Source organism: Bacillus sp. (in: firmicutes), from assembly GCA_012842745.1.
Classification (GTDB): Bacteria; Bacillota; Bacilli; order Bacillales; family Bacillaceae_J; genus Schinkia.
The window spans coordinates 1-16,834 of the sequence record DUSF01000052.1; the positions used below are offsets into that span (position 1 = coordinate 1).

20 protein-coding genes are annotated in these 16,834 nt (G+C 34.3%); 3 read left to right on the forward strand and 17 right to left on the reverse strand.

Annotated features, from left to right (window positions below):
- From GX497_13795 to GX497_13835, 9 genes are all read right to left on the reverse strand, one after another.
- Positions 1-193 (reverse strand): transposase (locus GX497_13795; protein ID HHY74267.1); only part of this gene is annotated, 193 nt, incomplete at its 3' end.
- Between the two features lie 2 nt (positions 194-195).
- The gene (gene tnpA, locus GX497_13800) at positions 196-615 is read right to left on the reverse strand and encodes an IS200/IS605 family transposase (protein ID HHY74268.1); all 420 of its coding nucleotides are present in this window, start codon (positions 613-615) and stop codon (positions 196-198) included.
- A 166-nt stretch (positions 616-781) separates the two neighbouring features.
- Positions 782-1,294: a GNAT family N-acetyltransferase gene (locus tag GX497_13805; GenBank protein HHY74269.1), complete on the reverse strand. Its 513-nt coding sequence runs from the start codon at positions 1,292-1,294 to the stop codon at positions 782-784.
- A gap of 20 nt (positions 1,295-1,314) precedes the next feature.
- Entirely contained in the window at positions 1,315-2,322 is a 1,008-nt protein-coding gene (locus GX497_13810) for a hypothetical protein (GenBank protein HHY74270.1), read from the reverse strand.
- A gap of 341 nt (positions 2,323-2,663) precedes the next feature.
- Positions 2,664-3,602 (reverse strand): DMT family transporter, encoded by a 939-nt coding sequence (locus GX497_13815; protein ID HHY74271.1) that lies wholly within the window; start codon positions 3,600-3,602, stop codon positions 2,664-2,666.
- A 69-nt stretch (positions 3,603-3,671) separates the two neighbouring features.
- Entirely contained in the window at positions 3,672-4,376 is a 705-nt protein-coding gene (locus tag GX497_13820) for a class I SAM-dependent methyltransferase (GenBank protein HHY74272.1), read from the reverse strand.
- 179 nt (positions 4,377-4,555) lie between these two features.
- The gene (locus GX497_13825) at positions 4,556-5,800 is read right to left on the reverse strand and encodes an aminopeptidase (GenBank protein HHY74273.1); all 1,245 of its coding nucleotides are present in this window, start codon (positions 5,798-5,800) and stop codon (positions 4,556-4,558) included.
- Between the two features lie 306 nt (positions 5,801-6,106).
- The gene (locus tag GX497_13830) at positions 6,107-6,961 is read right to left on the reverse strand and encodes a hypothetical protein (GenBank protein ID HHY74274.1); all 855 of its coding nucleotides are present in this window, start codon (positions 6,959-6,961) and stop codon (positions 6,107-6,109) included.
- Positions 6,954-7,904, reverse strand: coding sequence for an oxidoreductase (locus GX497_13835; GenBank protein ID HHY74275.1), 951 nt, complete (start codon positions 7,902-7,904; stop codon positions 6,954-6,956). Before GX497_13835 ends, GX497_13830 begins: the two co-directional genes overlap by 8 nt.
- Before the next feature lie 129 nt (positions 7,905-8,033).
- On the opposite strand from GX497_13835, the gene GX497_13840 reads away from it, so the two are divergent.
- A complete protein-coding gene (locus GX497_13840) occupies positions 8,034-8,411 on the forward strand; it encodes a hypothetical protein (protein ID HHY74276.1) in 378 nt (125 codons plus the stop codon).
- A gap of 25 nt (positions 8,412-8,436) precedes the next feature.
- On the opposite strand, the gene GX497_13845 is transcribed toward GX497_13840, so the two are convergent.
- The 8 genes from GX497_13845 to GX497_13880 all read right to left on the reverse strand — a co-directional run bounded on the left by GX497_13845 (position 8,437) and on the right by GX497_13880 (position 14,003).
- Positions 8,437-9,363 (reverse strand): TIGR01777 family protein, encoded by a 927-nt coding sequence (locus GX497_13845; protein HHY74277.1) that lies wholly within the window; start codon positions 9,361-9,363, stop codon positions 8,437-8,439.
- A gap of 291 nt (positions 9,364-9,654) precedes the next feature.
- Positions 9,655-10,122: a hypothetical protein gene (locus GX497_13850; GenBank protein ID HHY74278.1), complete on the reverse strand. Its 468-nt coding sequence runs from the start codon at positions 10,120-10,122 to the stop codon at positions 9,655-9,657.
- A 132-nt stretch (positions 10,123-10,254) separates the two neighbouring features.
- Positions 10,255-10,584, reverse strand: coding sequence for a hypothetical protein (locus tag GX497_13855; GenBank protein ID HHY74279.1), 330 nt, complete (start codon positions 10,582-10,584; stop codon positions 10,255-10,257).
- A 136-nt stretch (positions 10,585-10,720) separates the two neighbouring features.
- The gene (gene lepB, locus GX497_13860) at positions 10,721-11,266 is read right to left on the reverse strand and encodes a signal peptidase I (protein ID HHY74280.1); all 546 of its coding nucleotides are present in this window, start codon (positions 11,264-11,266) and stop codon (positions 10,721-10,723) included.
- A 398-nt stretch (positions 11,267-11,664) separates the two neighbouring features.
- Positions 11,665-12,132, reverse strand: a complete 468-nt coding sequence (locus GX497_13865; GenBank protein HHY74281.1) for a hypothetical protein — start codon at positions 12,130-12,132, stop codon at positions 11,665-11,667.
- Positions 12,133-12,411: 279 nt separating this feature from the next.
- Positions 12,412-12,627, reverse strand: a complete 216-nt coding sequence (locus GX497_13870; GenBank protein ID HHY74282.1) for a hypothetical protein — start codon at positions 12,625-12,627, stop codon at positions 12,412-12,414.
- Between the two features lie 67 nt (positions 12,628-12,694).
- Positions 12,695-12,862, reverse strand: coding sequence for a PspC domain-containing protein (locus GX497_13875; GenBank protein ID HHY74283.1), 168 nt, complete (start codon positions 12,860-12,862; stop codon positions 12,695-12,697).
- A 397-nt stretch (positions 12,863-13,259) separates the two neighbouring features.
- Positions 13,260-14,003, reverse strand: coding sequence for a type II toxin-antitoxin system Phd/YefM family antitoxin (locus GX497_13880; protein ID HHY74284.1), 744 nt, complete (start codon positions 14,001-14,003; stop codon positions 13,260-13,262).
- Positions 14,004-14,229: 226 nt separating this feature from the next.
- Between GX497_13880 and GX497_13885 the strand changes: the two genes are divergently transcribed.
- Together GX497_13885 and GX497_13890 are read left to right on the forward strand one after the other, a co-directional pair.
- Complete coding sequence (locus GX497_13885) at positions 14,230-15,330, forward strand: endospore germination permease (protein ID HHY74285.1); 1,101 nt, start codon at positions 14,230-14,232, stop codon at positions 15,328-15,330.
- The gene (locus tag GX497_13890; GenBank protein ID HHY74286.1) at positions 15,320-16,828 is read left to right on the forward strand and encodes a spore germination protein; all 1,509 of its coding nucleotides are present in this window, start codon (positions 15,320-15,322) and stop codon (positions 16,826-16,828) included. The genes GX497_13885 and GX497_13890 overlap by 11 nt, the downstream gene beginning before the upstream one ends.
- Positions 16,829-16,834 lie beyond the last annotated feature (6 nt).

Sequence of the window (16,834 nt, forward strand, 5' to 3'; positions counted from 1 at the left end):
TATACCAAAAATGGTCTTTTAACCTCTTTTTCTGTTCGTACCAATTTGGAAACGGCTTGTCACTATCTTTTGTCCAGTTTCTTTTTTCGTAGTTGCCTACATTCCACAACTTTCTTGCTGCATATCCTAACTGCGATAAAATAATGTTGGTTTCATTATTTGGTTTATATACAAAATAAGAAGCACGAAGCAACCTTATTCACCACCTTTCGATTGATTCTCAATATATTTTTTGATTCCATCCTCACTAATGGAACCAACGGTTTCGAGATAAAAGCTACTATTCCATAAATGTCCTTTCCATAATTTTTGTTTGATTTCAGGGAATTGCAAAAAGAGTTTCCTTCCCGATATACCTTTTAACATTTTTACGATGTAAGAAGGTGCGATCTTTGGATGGGCAGATGCAAAAACATGAATATGATCTTGGTCAACCACCTCCATCATCACAACTTCAAATTCTTTTTCCTTTGCAATTTCTTGAAAAAGGTCTTTTAGATAACTTTCAATTTGATTTGTTAAAACTTTTCTTCGATATTTCACTGTCCATACAATGTGATAGTTAACGTTATATACACAAGTTCTGGCGTGTTTAAGATTCGATTTATTTTTCATACATATAGTATATAGTATTATTAGTAGACAATCAATAATACCAATATTTCCATTTAATACAGGTAGTTATTTAGATTATACAAAGAAAGCGGTCATTCCTCTCCCCATTGAAATGCGGAGGATTCTGACCGCTTTATCCTAAAAATTTTATATTCATTTCATCGTGTTAGTTTTTCAATGCAAGAATATACCGTTCATCTGTTAACGGTTGGTTATTAATTTCAAAGTTAAATACATCACTATTCCAACAAAAACCATTATTTTCATAAAATCTTTTTGCATTAAAGTTTTCTTTTAAGACCCATAAATAACAATTGTGATATCCCTTATTCTTCATATCAATTAATGCTGTTTCTAATAATTTTTGCCCATAACCTTTTTTACAATAATCGGGGATTACATAAATGGATACAATTTCTCCCCAGTCTAGAAACTCTTCGTCTCTTGCTTTTCCATAAGCAATACAACCCACTAGTGTTTCATTTTCATATAGAAGTTGTACAGTTAAAATGTTATTACCTATCCAGTTTTGAAACGCACCTACCCAAAAATCATTTTTCAGTTCATCCAAATACCGCTGTGGAATGATTCCTTTATACGCTGATTTCCAACTTATAGCATGTATTTGGCTAATAACTTCACAATCATTAAAGGTAGCCTTTCTTATTTTACCGTTCATTATTAACACCGCGTTTTTCCTTATATTTTAAAATCCAAATGCTGAATGCTCCCTGTGCGGCCATCCTCAAAAAGAAAGATTCCAGTGCTTCTTATTTGGGCTTGTTCTTGTTGATCTGAAGAAAATAATGAAAACTGAGTTGGCATGTGACCAAGAAATATGGCTCCGATGCCTTTTTCAGCAATTGCAAATAATTGGTCATTTCCATTCTCATCTTTTGTCCAAATTCGCAGATGATGAAAGATAGCATCATTTTCGTCAATCCAGCCATTATGATCATCATCGTATGCAGCAAGGTCTTTAAAGCCATTCCCACTTTGCGTTCCAAATAACTCCAGGCCATTATTAATGATGTTATCTCCATTTTTATCAAGGGCTAGAAATCCACTTCCAGGATACAAATATGGAATATCCACCATTGTCCCATTACTTGTTAAGTCAAACTTGAACGTCCTATCTGATAATTCAGCTGCCGTTCCATTAAAATTAATAATAAGTGGGTCAACAAATGATCCAATTGTTACCTCAGAATACGATTCTTGGTACAACTCCCTACTCATATTTATGTCTACTGTAAAATTAATTTCTTTACCGTCCTCTGTTAAAATTTTTCCCTCTGCTGAAAAAGAAACCTCTTCATAGCGATAAGTTCTTTCATAATTTTCAATTACTGTTTGCGTTGGCGGCATCTGAATGGCATTCGAAATCAAAATTTGTTCAGGTACTTGTAAATTCAACTTTTTCCCTTTAAATAATTTAGGGAATAGTATATCAATTAACTGCAACCGCAGCTGATCTTTTTTACTCAAGTGCAAATACTCCGAGCGATATTCTGTCGTCATTTCTTTATGTTTGTTAACCATTTTTTCAGCTACTTGCTTTAATTGGCTAGCGTGATTTTGAACAGGTTGCAAGAGTTGTTTTTGATTAGGCTTCACTAACACCTTCTTCATCGTTGTTTTGGAAATTTTTGACTCGTTAAAAATCCGTTCACTATTCATATTTATTTTAAAATCTGCAATTTTCATGTACAAGCCCCTTCCTATTTTTTAGTAATATCGGCAATATTTTTTAAAAATATAGGCTTATTTTCCAAAATAAGAGAGCGCCCCTAACTTAGTTAGAGACGCCCGATTTTTTAAATTTTTCAAATACATGTAGGCTTTCGAAATACTTATCCATTGGCATATACTTTTTTTGAAACGCAATTACCCAAAAATCATTTTTCGGTTCATCCTAATACCGCTGTGGAATGATACCTTTATCCGCTGACCTCCAACTTATAGCTTGTATTTGGTTAATAACTTCACAATCATTAAAAGCAGCACTTCTTATTTTAAAGTTCATTATTAACAACGCCTTTTTTCTTTTAGTTTGGGTTCTCGTTATCCACCGCAACCTCACTATTCGGTGATACGAATTCTTCACCTTCTGAATCCCTTGAAATTAAAAAAATTGCAATTACAACAAATAAAATGCCTAACAAATGCGGAAATAAAAGCTCTTCCTTTAGAATTAGAAATGAAAGGATTACTGAACTTAATGGAAGTATACTTGTAAAAACTCCTGCTGAACTTGCTGAAACTATTGATAATCCTTGATACATTAAAAGAAAAGCAAGTACCGTTACAACAATTCCAAAATATAAAATGTTTAGCCAATCCCCTAATCCTACACTTGAAAAGTCAAAACTTTTAGCTTCTTTTATTGAAAATGGCAAAAACATGATTAAGCCAAAAATGCTCATCATCGTTGATATTGTGAGGGGTGTTAATTTATTAGATATTAATTTTCCTAATGTAATAAATAGCGTTTCGCCCAATACTGCGCCAAATATTAAAAGATTTCCTAATAAAGAGTGAATGTCACCTATTTTACCACCTAAAAGATTAATCAATAATACACCTAAGACTGCAAACAAAATCCCAAAACCTTTTCTTTTTGTGAGCCTTTCTTTTAAAAGTAATAAAGAAACCAAAGCAATAACCGCGGGAAGAATGCTCATAATGATTCCAGCTTCAATTGCAGTCGTATATTTCAAGCCATAAAGCATAAAAACATTAAACAAGAAAACTCCTGTCAATGCTTGGATAAAAAGAACTAATAGGTCCTTAAATTTTATAGATGGAAATTGTCTTTCCTTTCCGACTAAAAATAAAACTAGAATGATTGATGCAACTATAAATCGTAATTCTGAGGCTAAAAAAATAGGAAAACTTGAAATGATAAGTTTTCCAAATACTACAGAGCTACCCACAATTGCCATTGCTAAGGCTATCTTGGTGTATGCCAGTGTTAATGAATTCATTTTCAAATTCTCCTTGCTTATAACGAATACAGATGAAAACAAATAAAATAATCGTACATTAAATGGGCATTATTTTTCAATACATAAGAAGTTAGTTGCTGATGGAAGAAATCGGAATTTGGTTTCATTAATTTTAGCACTAACGTCACTTTTAGTTAATTCATCAATTAATTTGCCTAAGTGCGGATAAATTTCATCTTTAAAACCAACTAAAGGGTATATTAATAGTAAGCCACCTTTTTTTGTTATCCTCACCATTTCATTAATTGCATCTAAATGAAATTTAAAATCAAATTGTTCTTGGTATAAAAATAAAAAATGATTACAAAAAACTAATGAAAATGTGTCATTTTCAAAAGGTAAGAAAGGCAATGTTGCCGGGATATATTTTTCTTTATGTTTGTCTTTACTGTAACTATCAATAAATTGATTTAAAGAACGATTTCTAATTTCATCATGATGGTTTAGGCTTTTGTAGTCGTTCCATATAAAAAGATTTTCGTTTTGGGATAACTTTTGAGAAGCTATTTTGATTTCCTTTTGTCCAAGCTCATAAATTTCTTCGCTTGTAAGATTGTACAAAGGATCAGCTGCTATAGCGTCATACCCCTTTTTGTTTAATTCAGCAGTAAATGAGGAAGCACCTGATGCAATATCAAGAATTTTCCCTTTACTAAACAATTTTTCTTCCAACATAAACATTTCCATATACTCTTGGTAAGAGCGACATGTCATCGCAACTCCCGTTTGAGCATACAACTCAGTTTTAGGCATTTCTTCTTCTCCCCTTTTCTCAACTCAACTAATCTCGGCTAACATATGTTATTATAGTAAAAAATTGTATATTACTCAAGTTCATTCCCGCTGATTAGCCCCATTGTTTTCAAAAAACGATAAACCCGCTTTGTTTTAAAAAAAATAGGAGCACGCGGCTCCTTTTTGATTTTCCAAAATTATATTGCCCAATCCCCATTGCGGAAAATCGGTACAATCGTACCATCCTGTTTAATGCCATCAATGTTCATATTATTGGAACCAATCATGAAATCAACGTGAACAGTGGAAGTATTTAAACCATGTTGTTGTAATTCTTCCTCGCTCATTTTCGTCCCGCCCTGAATTGTCGTCGGGTACGCTGAACCAATGGCAAGGTGATTAGAAGCATTTTCATCAAATAGAGTATTAAAGAAGGTAATTCCAGATTGAGAAATTGGTGATGGATCTGGTACGAGAGCTACTTCACCTAAACCGGTTCCACCCTCGTTGTCAAAAACTAACTTTTTAATCGTTTCATCCCCTTTTTCTGCAGAAATATCAACAATTTTCCCATCTTTAAAGTGCACTTCAATACCTTCAATTAATGTCCCAGCATAGCTTAACGGCTTCGTACTGCGTACAACACCATCCATCCGGCGTGTATCAGGTGCGGTAAATACTTCCTCAGTTGGCATGTTGGCAATGAACTCTTCTTCTTTTGGATTAACACTTCCCGCACATGCCCAAATATGATTCTTTGGCAATCCTAAGGTTAAATCTGTTCCAGGTGCAGTATAATGCAACGCATCGAACTGAATTTCATTTAATTTCGCTGCTTTTTCATTCAATGTTTTTTTATGTTCATCCCAGGCAGCAATCGGATCATCTGTATAGATACGACACGTTTTAAAAATTTGATCCCATAAGGCATCGACTTGTTCTTCAGAAGTCGCGAGATTAGGGAATACTTTCGCAGCCCAACCCTCTCCAGCAGCAGCGGCAACGGTCCATTTCAAATCATCATTTTGGGTTACCATTCGCTGCACCTTGAATGCCTTTCCAGCAACATTTTGATAGGCTGCAATTTTGGCTGGATCTACTTCATTTAGTAAGCCTGGATCACTCGATACAATTGTAAGACGGCAGACACGATGGTTCAATACATGGTCTTCAGATTCCTCGATTTCGTATTTGGGAATGTCGGTCAGTACTTCTTGAGATTGATGAGTATAATGCATTTTGCTTATTTCATCATCTGACCATTTTACAATTACTTTTTCAGCCCCTAACGCATAAGATTCTTTTGTAATTAAACGAGCTAAAGGGGCTTGGTCAACGGTAATCGTCAATTTCACCCAATCACCAGGTGTAACATTAATTCCTTTCGAAACTAACAGTTTTGCGTATTTCTGTAAATTTTCTTTAAAATTGGGAAGGGTCATATTTTACCTCCTGTAAATTTATTACTAAATGCACCTTGGCATATTTGCACCTAGTTTATTTATGATAAATCATTCCGCGTGGCAAATCCATCCGTGAAATTTTTGCGTTTTAGGTAAACAGTCTATAGACGGCAATCCGACTTATTCAAGTCCGTTAAAAAAATGCCTATATTATCAGAATTACGAATAGAACTTAATGGAATAACTATATAAGATAACACATTTAACGCAACACCTTTGGGTGTTATAATAATTTATAACACCTAAAGGCATTGAATGATAATTGGAGGTTTAAAATTATGTCAACTAGTCAGCAGAAACATACTTCATCGTTATTGGCTCGTTATTATCCATAGTTGCTTTATATAAGGTTATTTCACCAGAGGGAGGTATAGGTTCATTTGCGTTACTTTTAAAATTTTCATTTAATGCTATCGTCCAAGTTGCTTCGTTATTTTTTACCAAAACAACAGCTAATGTTCCAAATTGAACAATACTGTCCCAGCTATATTTTTCCGTTTTTCCATTATAATCAATGGTAATTCCTTTAGGAGCACTGATAACCCTGGCATTTTCCCCTTTCCATTGTCCATGGATTGATGGACCAACATACGAATAAGAGTAACCCCCATTACGGTCCCCATACGTACCAATGTATTGGTGTATAGAATTATCGGCAGCTTTATATGTAACGGCTGCAATGTCTTTCTCTACCCATTTTACTTTAAACTCGTCTTTGGTCTTATACGGCAAGCTTTCCTTTGGTCGAGCTAATATCCCAAAATAGGTTCTATAATATCTTGCCTGACCGGATTCTCTATTTTCTTTTATGACTAACACATTTTTTAGGTCTGGTGAGATGCTTACAATATGTTTTGTTTTATAGCTTTGATTTATAAATAAGCCCACATGAAGAAGAATAAGAACCATAGTGATGCTCGTTGTTATCACTTTCCAGTTTTTAGTTACACTAAGCAGCAGAAAAATGGAGAAAACCATGCAAATTACAATCAATATGTTTATCACATAAAAAATTCGGTTGTCTACGTACTCCATAAAATATCTCGATTGTAAAAAGAAATATCCCATTTGTACAGCAAACAGCCCAATGGCAATAAGGAAAAATAACCAGCCTCCTATTTTCTTGCGATGTTTATATATCGGTTTCATTTGGTATTACCTCCATAGAAAACTTCCATGTGTTGCCGTTATCGTTTGAAATGAATTTTCCCTTTACTTTCCCACCTTGATAGTCTCCGTTAGGACCTTGATTGATATAAACCGCCAAGTAATCCTCTTCTTTAAAAGGGACTTCAGCAATCACAAAGATTTTATGATACTTCTCTGGAATATAAATATCGGCTTCACTCCAGGAATCCCCTCCGTCTTGTGTGGCATAAAGGCTAGGTTCTTCAGGATTCAAGATTCCGAATGATAAGAAGCCTGTACTTTCATCAACAAACCCACCATCAGCAATTAATCTGGTGACATTCGAATGAGTCGTTTCTTTCCATTGATTCCCGCCATCCTTTGTTATGTAAACAGTTGTCCATTCTTGTGACATTGTTCGATCACCTGAAATGATGACGTAGCCAAAGGACTCATTTAAAAATTCAACTTTTCGGAAACGGATGGGCGGATAGTTCTCCGTAACAATTGTATCTTCCCATGTCTTTCCTTGATCTTGAGAATATATTAATTTAATACTTTTTCCATTTGGACTGGTTCCATCCGAATATAGGAAAGAAGCACGTTTTTGTGTAAGAATATAACTATTTTCAATAAGTTCTTTCTTATTTCCAGAATACTCCCCTTCAAATAATTTTTCTTTTTCAACGGGGACTACAATCCATTCATTTCCTCTATTGAAGGTAATCTGTAATTGATTATTTTGTAGCGAGTATCCAATTGAATCATCTTCATAATCTTCATAGATTGGCTGTAGCGGGTCCGATTGTATTGGTTCTGATTTTTTTGAATCATGTATTTCAATTGCCTGATTTGGAACTACTGTAATTACTCCTGAGTGCTTTTCGAAAAAGAATGTACCAACGAATACGCCAACAATCATTATACAAGCTATACCAATGATTAGAATTTTCACTAAAACTGCTCCTTTATTGTACATTTCATTCACAAAATTATTTTATTTTGTCATATTCAATTACCCATACAACCCCTTCTTTTCTTTCATACGATATACAGAAAACTGTTATTGAAGGGGGGCAAATAAATGGATATACCCGTTTCTGGTTACATGTATGAATCAGATGGATTAGATCCTGAACATTCTCATAATTTGTATATAACATCATGGGATGGTAGGCCTGTTCACATTCATCACTTTTCCGGGGTAACTTCATTTGATGTTGGTCATAACCATAAATATGTTGGAAAGACAGAGCCTGCACCTAGTGGTGTACAGCATACGCATCGCTACTTTACGTATACAGCTTTTAATGATGGTCATAAACATGTAATAAAAGGGGTTACTGGACCAGCTATATCTCTTCCGAACGGAGGACATATTCACGAATTTAGTGGGATGACGACGGTTGACGGTCATGTTCCCCATTCCCACCGGTATGAAGGAAAAACAAGTCTCTCCTAAAAATCCCGCCCGAAAGGGTGGGATTTTATAACTTTTTCTTAAAGTTTTCAACTGCTTTTTCAACTGTTGGATAAGCAAATTGAAAGCCAGCATCTAAGATCCTTTTGGGAATTACTTTTTGCCCGCTTAGCAACATTTGCGACATTTCGCCAAACATTAGTTTTAATAGAAATGCAGGAACCGGGAAAAAATGTGGACGATTTAGTTCTTTAGAAAGGGCACGTCCGAATTCATCGTTTGTCACTGGATGGGGTGCGGTTGCGTTAATCGGGCCTTGAATGGCTTCGTTGGTAATACAAAAAGCGATGAGTTGGATGAGGTCCTCAATATGAATCCAGGACAGCCATTGCTTGCCAGTCCCCACTTTTCCACCTACAAAAAGCTTATAAGGAAGCAACATTTTCGGAAGTGCGCCGCCATTCCTCCCTAGCACAACACCAAGTCTCAACTTAATAACACGCGTATATGGTTCCATTAATTCTGCAGCTTTCTCCCACCTCTTCACAACCTCTGCTAAGAAATCATCGCCAATTTTTGAACTTGTTTCATCGAATGTCCCCGTTTCTGACATACCGTAAATGCCTACAGCCGATCCGTTAATGACAACTTTAGGTTTGTATGAAAGTCGTTGTACAATTTCTGCTTCTTTTTCCGTAGTACTGACTCTTGATGTAATGATTTTTTTCTTTACTTTATCCGTCCAACGTTGATTAATCGTTTCTCCAGCAAGATTAACAAAAGCATCTGCTTGTTCGAGCAGGGCAACATTCTTTTGGAGCTCATGCCATGTTATATGGCGAACTTGTGAATTTTCTTGCTGTTGCTTCCCCTTATCGCTGTGTGCCTCACGCTCAAAACGAGAAACGAGGACGACTTCACTCCCCTTTTTTATAAAATATGAGGTTAATTGTTTGCCAATAAAACCACTGCCACCAAAAACGACAATCTTCATAGATGACGTTTCCCCCTTTTTTTGAAAGGTGAATTAAACCTATATTCAATACGTTATTTTAAAGAGCTTAAATATAAATCTAATGAATCCTCTACTTCGTTTGCGACCAACTGAATAAAATCATCATAATTTTTTTTACGATTTTTGGTATTGCTTTGTTCTCTGCCATTTACCCTAACCATATTTCTGATATACTACCATGAAAATGCATATTTTTTCATTTATTTGGTGTAGCAATTGCTACACGGAAGGCTACTAACTAACCAGCATTCTTCTATTTTTAAATAGTATCTAAATGATATATTCAATCCCGTGATCATTGCACCATTCGATTGCAATCTTTTTGTAGCATTCATCCCGAAAATCATACCAATCATCCTGGATGCCAAGACGGATTATTTCATCTTTAAATCTACGAAATGCCCCTCTTCCGCTAATTGTATTAAGCAAACGATCTTTATTTCTGTCACTTGAAAGACTATAACAAAAGTCTTCCATCATTTCGTATTCATTGATGTCAAACTTTGTTGGGAGTTTTATGTAATCCTCGAAATTTTCCATAATATCAATGGCAATTTTAATATTTTCCTGTTGCCAATCAGGAAGATGGTTGAATGGCTCATCCTCATCTGCTATTCTAAAGTCTTTATCATAGACCTGAACCACTACCCCTTCCTTTACATTCAAAAAAGTATTTGCTTCATCGAATTGCATCTCCATTCCTTCGATAATATCTTCGAGTTTAACTGCTTTTTTCACGACAGCACCAACCTATTCTTAGAATTTCAAATTTTGTAATAATTACAAAAAAAGGCTATATACCCAAATTTTTTTTCGAAAGATTGCTTCTGCTTTTTCATCCTTCTTTTACTTTTAGCTATACGATTTCTCCTATTCCTCATCTTCCAGCCATTCTAACGAATAATACAGTTCACATAAGTCATCATGATACCCCCAACCGATTCCATCCGACTCCTCAACCACCGCATACAGACGATCGCGAAAAATCTTAAATAGATTTTCATCTTTGTCACATTCGATAATAACTTTGTTGTACATTGATACCATACTGTCATAAAATTTCCCGTCAATGTCACCGTATGTATTCGTAAATTCCGTTCCAACCTCAACATAAAATAGCATTAAATCAAGTGTTCTTAATTGATCACCTGTAATTTTCTTGAAATTAGCAATTGCGTTTCTAGCCTCGCTTAGTCTCATTTTGCCAAATCCTCTATCGGGAAAAAATTCATCATTAATTTTTTTCTTCGTGCTTTCAAATAAGTTTTCCACCGCTTCTTCACCGATAAATTTACTAGATAGAAAATCTTGAACATCCTTTATTATTAATCGTCATTTATCGTGGCATTCCTATTTCTTGGAATGGATAAATTTGAAATTTCACTTTTCCCCTTACTGAGTCATAAGAAATAAATCCAAAAATTCTGCTATCTTTACTAATTCTCCGGTTATCACCCATTACAAACAACGAGTTGTCAGGAACCGTTGCCTCCCCAGTAAGATCTTCTAGTGTAAAATCACGCATTAACTTGCCAAATGAAAGCTCCTCTCGGTTTTCCATTATATATTGTTCTTCAATAGCTTCACCATTTATATATAATACGTCATCCTTTACTTCAATTCGATCTCCTGGAAGACCAATAACCCTTTTAATATATTTTCTATCAGCATCTGGAGCATCAAAAACAATAATATCAAATCGTTCGATTTCAGAAATTTTGCTTATCAATAATTTATCTTTATCTTGAAAAGTGGGTACCATTGATTCACCTTTCACAGTAATCGGTGAGATGAAAAATTGTTGAGCAACAAAAACAATTATAAATGCATATAAGATTGATTGAAGCCACGATATAAATTCCTTTTTTGTACTTACCTTCATTCTTTGTTCCCCCCATCATTTTTTATAAAAATATCCATTTGTGAAACTAAAATTTATTTACGTTCATCTTACCACTTATTAGTAACATTATGATTACAATTTATTAACAAAATTGTATTATTTAGTTTTTAATATTCCCCTTTTAACCTTCTATTTAATGTATTTACGATTTCTTCAACCGTACTTTTTTCTTTTTCTGATAATTTCCTTCATGTTTCGTTCACTTAATTTTTGAACATAGAGGAATGGCGACACCTCAAATATCTTGTACATAATTGCACTATACGATTCAGTAGAAGCACCATCGATTTTATCCTGTAAGGAAAAGATAATGAATCGTTCCACTCTGTTTGAGATAGTTGCTCCTTATCTTCACTAGTCCACTTTCCCTAATAAACCTAAATTATATATTTGATTCCATAATCATTGCACCATTTGATTACGATCTGTTTGTAGCATTCATCCCGAAACTCATACCAATCATCCTGGATGCCGAGACGAATTATTTCATCTTTAAATCTACGAAATCCCCCTCTTCCGCTAATTGTATTAAGCAAACGATCTTTATTTCTGTCACTTGAAAGACTATAACAAAAGTCTTCCATCATTTCGTATTCATGGATGTCAAACTTTGTTGGGAGTTTTATGTAATCCTCGAAATTTTCCATAATATCAATGGCAATTTTAATATTTTCTTGTTGCCAATCTGGAAGATGGTTGAACGGCTCGTCCTCCTCCGCTATTCTGAAGTCATTATCATCGACTTGAACCACTACTCCTTCCTTTACATTCAAAAAAGTATTTGCTTCATCGAAGTGCATCTCCATTCCTTCGATAATACCTTCGAGTCTAACTGCTTTTTTCACGTATAGCACCAGCCCATTCTGAATATTTCATATTTAGTAACTACTCCTTTTTTGGATAATCAATCCCATTAGCTTTGTTCAAATAGCCAGACAGGTCTACGTCATCTGGTGAAACAGACGGAGTTAATGATAGCCAATATAGAAAGCTGCCCGCAATAACAGCTATGAATAAACTAATAAAAAAATTCAGTGCAAATATGGTTACTTTTAACTAAAGTCCCACTTCCTTACCTCTGTTTAACCTAATAAAGGGAATCCCTTTGGTTGAACAATTACATCCTAATTTAGGAAAAACGACAATACAATAAATCCAATTATGATTACTAGAATAAGAATTCCTGCACCTTTCCACCCAAAGCTACCTATTAAATCAGCTAGATTTCCATTGTTTGCTCTATTAAAACCATCATTCAAATTCCCAGTTGTACTTCTTTTCAATTCTTCTTGTCTTAACCGCTCTCGTTTTTGTTCAGGAGTTTCTTTATCAGTTTGCAATTAAATCACCCCATAAATTCCTTTCATTTAAGCTTATTGATACTGATAATCTACATACTTTCCATTATTAATAAAGCGAAGGATTTTTCTGTAAAAAATAGGCCGGTATCAAATAAACAGGTATTGAAGCTGGAATGAAAATAAATATTAGCCTTACGATTAACGGATCAATTTCAAAAAACTCGGCAATTCCTGCGCAAACTCCGAATAACACTTTATTTGTGGATGATTTCATTAATTTTTTCAATTTGATACCTCCTATGCTAAGACACCCGTTTACTTCTCCTTTATCTGCTTTAATAATTCAATGATTTCTTTGTTCTGTTCTCCTAATTTTCTTACTTTCACCTCAATAGAAAGGCCAGTAATTACGATTGCGATAATGCCAAGTGATACAATCAGCTCCATTTCGTTTTCCTCCTTAACCAAAACGCTAATTACTACGGGTTTTTCATTTGAACCTTTCCTTTCTTTTTTTACGAGTTAGATTTGATGAAATTGTTTTATGTATTTAATCCTAATGACACTGCTAATTTCAAAAAAGTTTCAAAAAAATTGCCCATAACCCATTATTGACTTTAAGAATATAACTGTCATTAAAAAATGACCAAATCGACATGACTTGGTCTACGCTATTCAAAAATATCATTCAGTTCCACCGCTAACTCTTCAAAGATGAACGATTGAATCATTTCATTTGTCTTAAAGGTCTTGCTTTTTTCGATAGTAGCATTTTCGTATTGATAGACGGTGACTTCCTGATTCCAAGGATTAACAATCCAATATTCTTTAACCCCACACGCTAAATAAAGTTCGAGTTTTTTAACCATATCTTTTGATTGCGTGCTTTTTGATAAAATTTCCACGATTAAATCAGGGACACCTTTGTAATAATCATCCTCACCCAGTTTTTCTTCCAGGTCACAAATAATCATTAAATCTGGTTGCACCATGTTTATTTTTTCTGGCGTTCGCTTCAATTCAATATCGAAAGGTGCCATAAATGGTTCACATTTTTTCCCTTTAAAAGTATTGTGAAAAGTTCCAAATAGCCTGCCTAAAATACGTTGGTGTATTACTTTCGGAGAAGCAAGAAAATAAATTTGCCCATCAATATATTCAACTCTTTCATCAGAATTGTTGCGCAGTTCCAGAAACTCCTCAAAGGTTGCTTTTTGACCAAAACCGATGTAGCTGTAATCTTCTGCTCCTTCGGATATAACCGCAGCTATTTTCCCCATCTGACCTTCGAATTCTGGCAAGGGTGAAAGCTTGGCAACAACTGTACCATTCCGTGAAATAAAAATATCTTCCTTTGTAGCAAGTATCAAATATTTGCCAAAATTATTTTGCAATTCAGTGGAAGTAATAATCACTTTATAAACACCTTCCCTGTTAGCTAAAATAGCTATTTTAGCTAATTGTAACATACCACGGAGTAATTGCAATAAATCGGGACATGGTCCCTGTCCCCATCAGATTTAGACTCTCAGCTTAGAATTTGTATTCTAATAATGATTAACCCTTCATTTTCCCTAATGTATAATTCCTCCTTTATTGCGAAAAATAACCTTATAAATATAATTTCAAAAGGTGTTTTTGATGCTAAAATCCGATAAAGTTTCCCCTTTACATATTATTTTACTTTTAGTAACAGCTTCTGGTATAAAAACACATGTGTTTTGTATTTCTCCCTTACTCACCACTTCTGGAAGAGATGCATGGATAACCGTGCTTATAACAATCGGACTTTTTCTTTTTTGGTTACCATTTTTAATTTATATTCATAAAAAAACTAATAATCGTTCCTTATATAGTTTGTTATCAGAAATCCTTGGTATGAAAATCACTTATTTCATCAACTTTATTATTATTATTTTCATTGCTTTGGAAATTGCTGTTTCATTACGAGAAACGATTACGTGGACAACGATTGCTTATTTACCTGAAACACCACAAATATTGGTGAGTCTAATTTTAATTATTTTATGTTGGTTCCTAGCTAGTTCAAACTTTGGAACAATCAATACAATCAATGTCTTTCTCTTATTTTTCATCGTTATATTTGGCTTTTTTGTCAGCATTGCCAATATACAATACAAAAACTTTTCCTTACTTTTCCCTGTTTTAGAGCATGGGTACGGGTCTGTTTTTGAAGGAATTATTTATCCAGCTGCAGGATACACAGAGCTTTTCTTCTTTTTATTATTGCAACACAAAGTTCATAATCGACTTCGCTTTCGTCACTTTTTTATCACCCTTATTATCTTGGGAGCATTAACCTTTGGACCACTGGTAGGGTCGATTATTGAATTCGGGCCAATTGAGGCCACAAAACAAAGATTTCCACCTTATGAGCAGTGGGGGCTCGTGTCTATAGGAAGATTTATTGAACATGTTGATTTTTTATCAATTTACCAGTGGTTATCTGGTATTTTCATTCGCATTTCTTTATTGCTATTCATTATAAAAGAGTCATTACAAATAAAAAACAATCGAATAAAAAACATCATTTTATTTTTTCTATCCATTGTAATAGGGGGAATCATAATGGTGCCAATTACTGATTTTCAGTTCACTTATATATTAAAAGCTTACATTTTACCAGTTTCATTTTGGTTTCTCTTTTGTTTTTCAATACTATTTACGATTGTTGCCATTATCTATTCAAGGCAGAAAGGGGGGAAATCCAATGGGGTTTAATAAGTTTTCTAGAAGAAAAACGAACAAAATTGACTTTACCAAGGAGAAAAATACAACGGAAAATCCTATTATGAATGAACAAAGGTTAAAAGAAACATTTGAACAATGTTCTGATGTTATCTTTTCAACTTTGCAGTTTCATCAACATGACGTCACCTTTATTTATTGTTCAGGACTTATCGATCATGAGATGTTTTATAAAACGATTCCTTTACGTCTTGAAGAATATTTCCAATCAACAGATGAACTAACAAATCATGCGATTGAAAAACTACAACTTCCTTCATTGCGCCTGATTGAGAACTTAGAACAGGTGGAAAATGAAATTTTTTCTGGTAAATTGTTACTATATTTTAAATCGATTAACGTGATTTATTCTGTAAATATTTCAAATAAGCCTCAGCGGAAACCAGAAGAAACTTCATTGGAGATAAGCTTTAAAGGACCGCGTGATAATTTTATTGAAGATATTATAGTAAATCATGCTTTAATTAGAAAAAGATTACCGACAGCGTCTTTTGTAAGTGAGAAATTTGAAATTGGAAGGCGGACAAAAACAAAAGTTTCTCTTCTGTATATGAAGGATGTTGCGAATCAAAGCATTCTTCCACAAATCCGGGATAAAATAAATGCAATCAATATAGATGGACTATACAGTGGAACTCAATTAGGCGAATTAATACATGATAATCCCTATTCTATTTTCCCACGTTATTCTTATACTGGACGTCCAGATTTTGCAGTTGAATCATTACTAAGTGGTCGATTTGTCATTTTAATTGACGGCATTCCTTATGCGTTGTTAACTCCAGTTACGTTATTCTTTTTATTAAAAACGGCAGAAGATAGCGAAACACATTTTTTCTATAATGCTTTTGAAAGAACATTAAGAACGGTTTCAATTTTTGTATCAGTTCTCCTGCCAGGTTTTTGGGTAGCATTGACTTCATTTCATCAAAACCAAATTCCATTTACGCTGTTGGCGACTATAATTGAAGCGAGAAAAGGTGTTCCTCTACCAACAGCGCTCGAAGCGTTATTAATGTTATTATTGTTTGAGGTTTTTAGAGAAGCTGGTATGCGACTACCTTTATCAATAGGTCAAACCTTTAGTGTTATTGGTGGGTTGATTATTGGAGATGCGGCAATAAGAGCGGGATTAACGAGTCCTGCTATGCTCGTTATTATTGCTGGGTCTACTATCGCAACCTTTACGCTTGTCAATCAGACACTTATAGGTGTTGTTTCATTAATGCGCTTTCTTATTCTTATTGTTTCATCCTTATTTGGTTTTTTTGGATTATTTGTCTCTATTTTCTTCTTCATTATTTTTATTGTGAGAGTTCGTTCATTCGGTGTTCCGTATTTACAAATGGCAACTAACTTAAGCTTAGTAAATATCATAAAAACTTTACTTAAAGTACCATCAAAAATGGATACGAAGCGTCCTAGCTCTGTCAAACCTAATGATGAAACAAGGCAGGGAGGTTCACGATGAGTAACA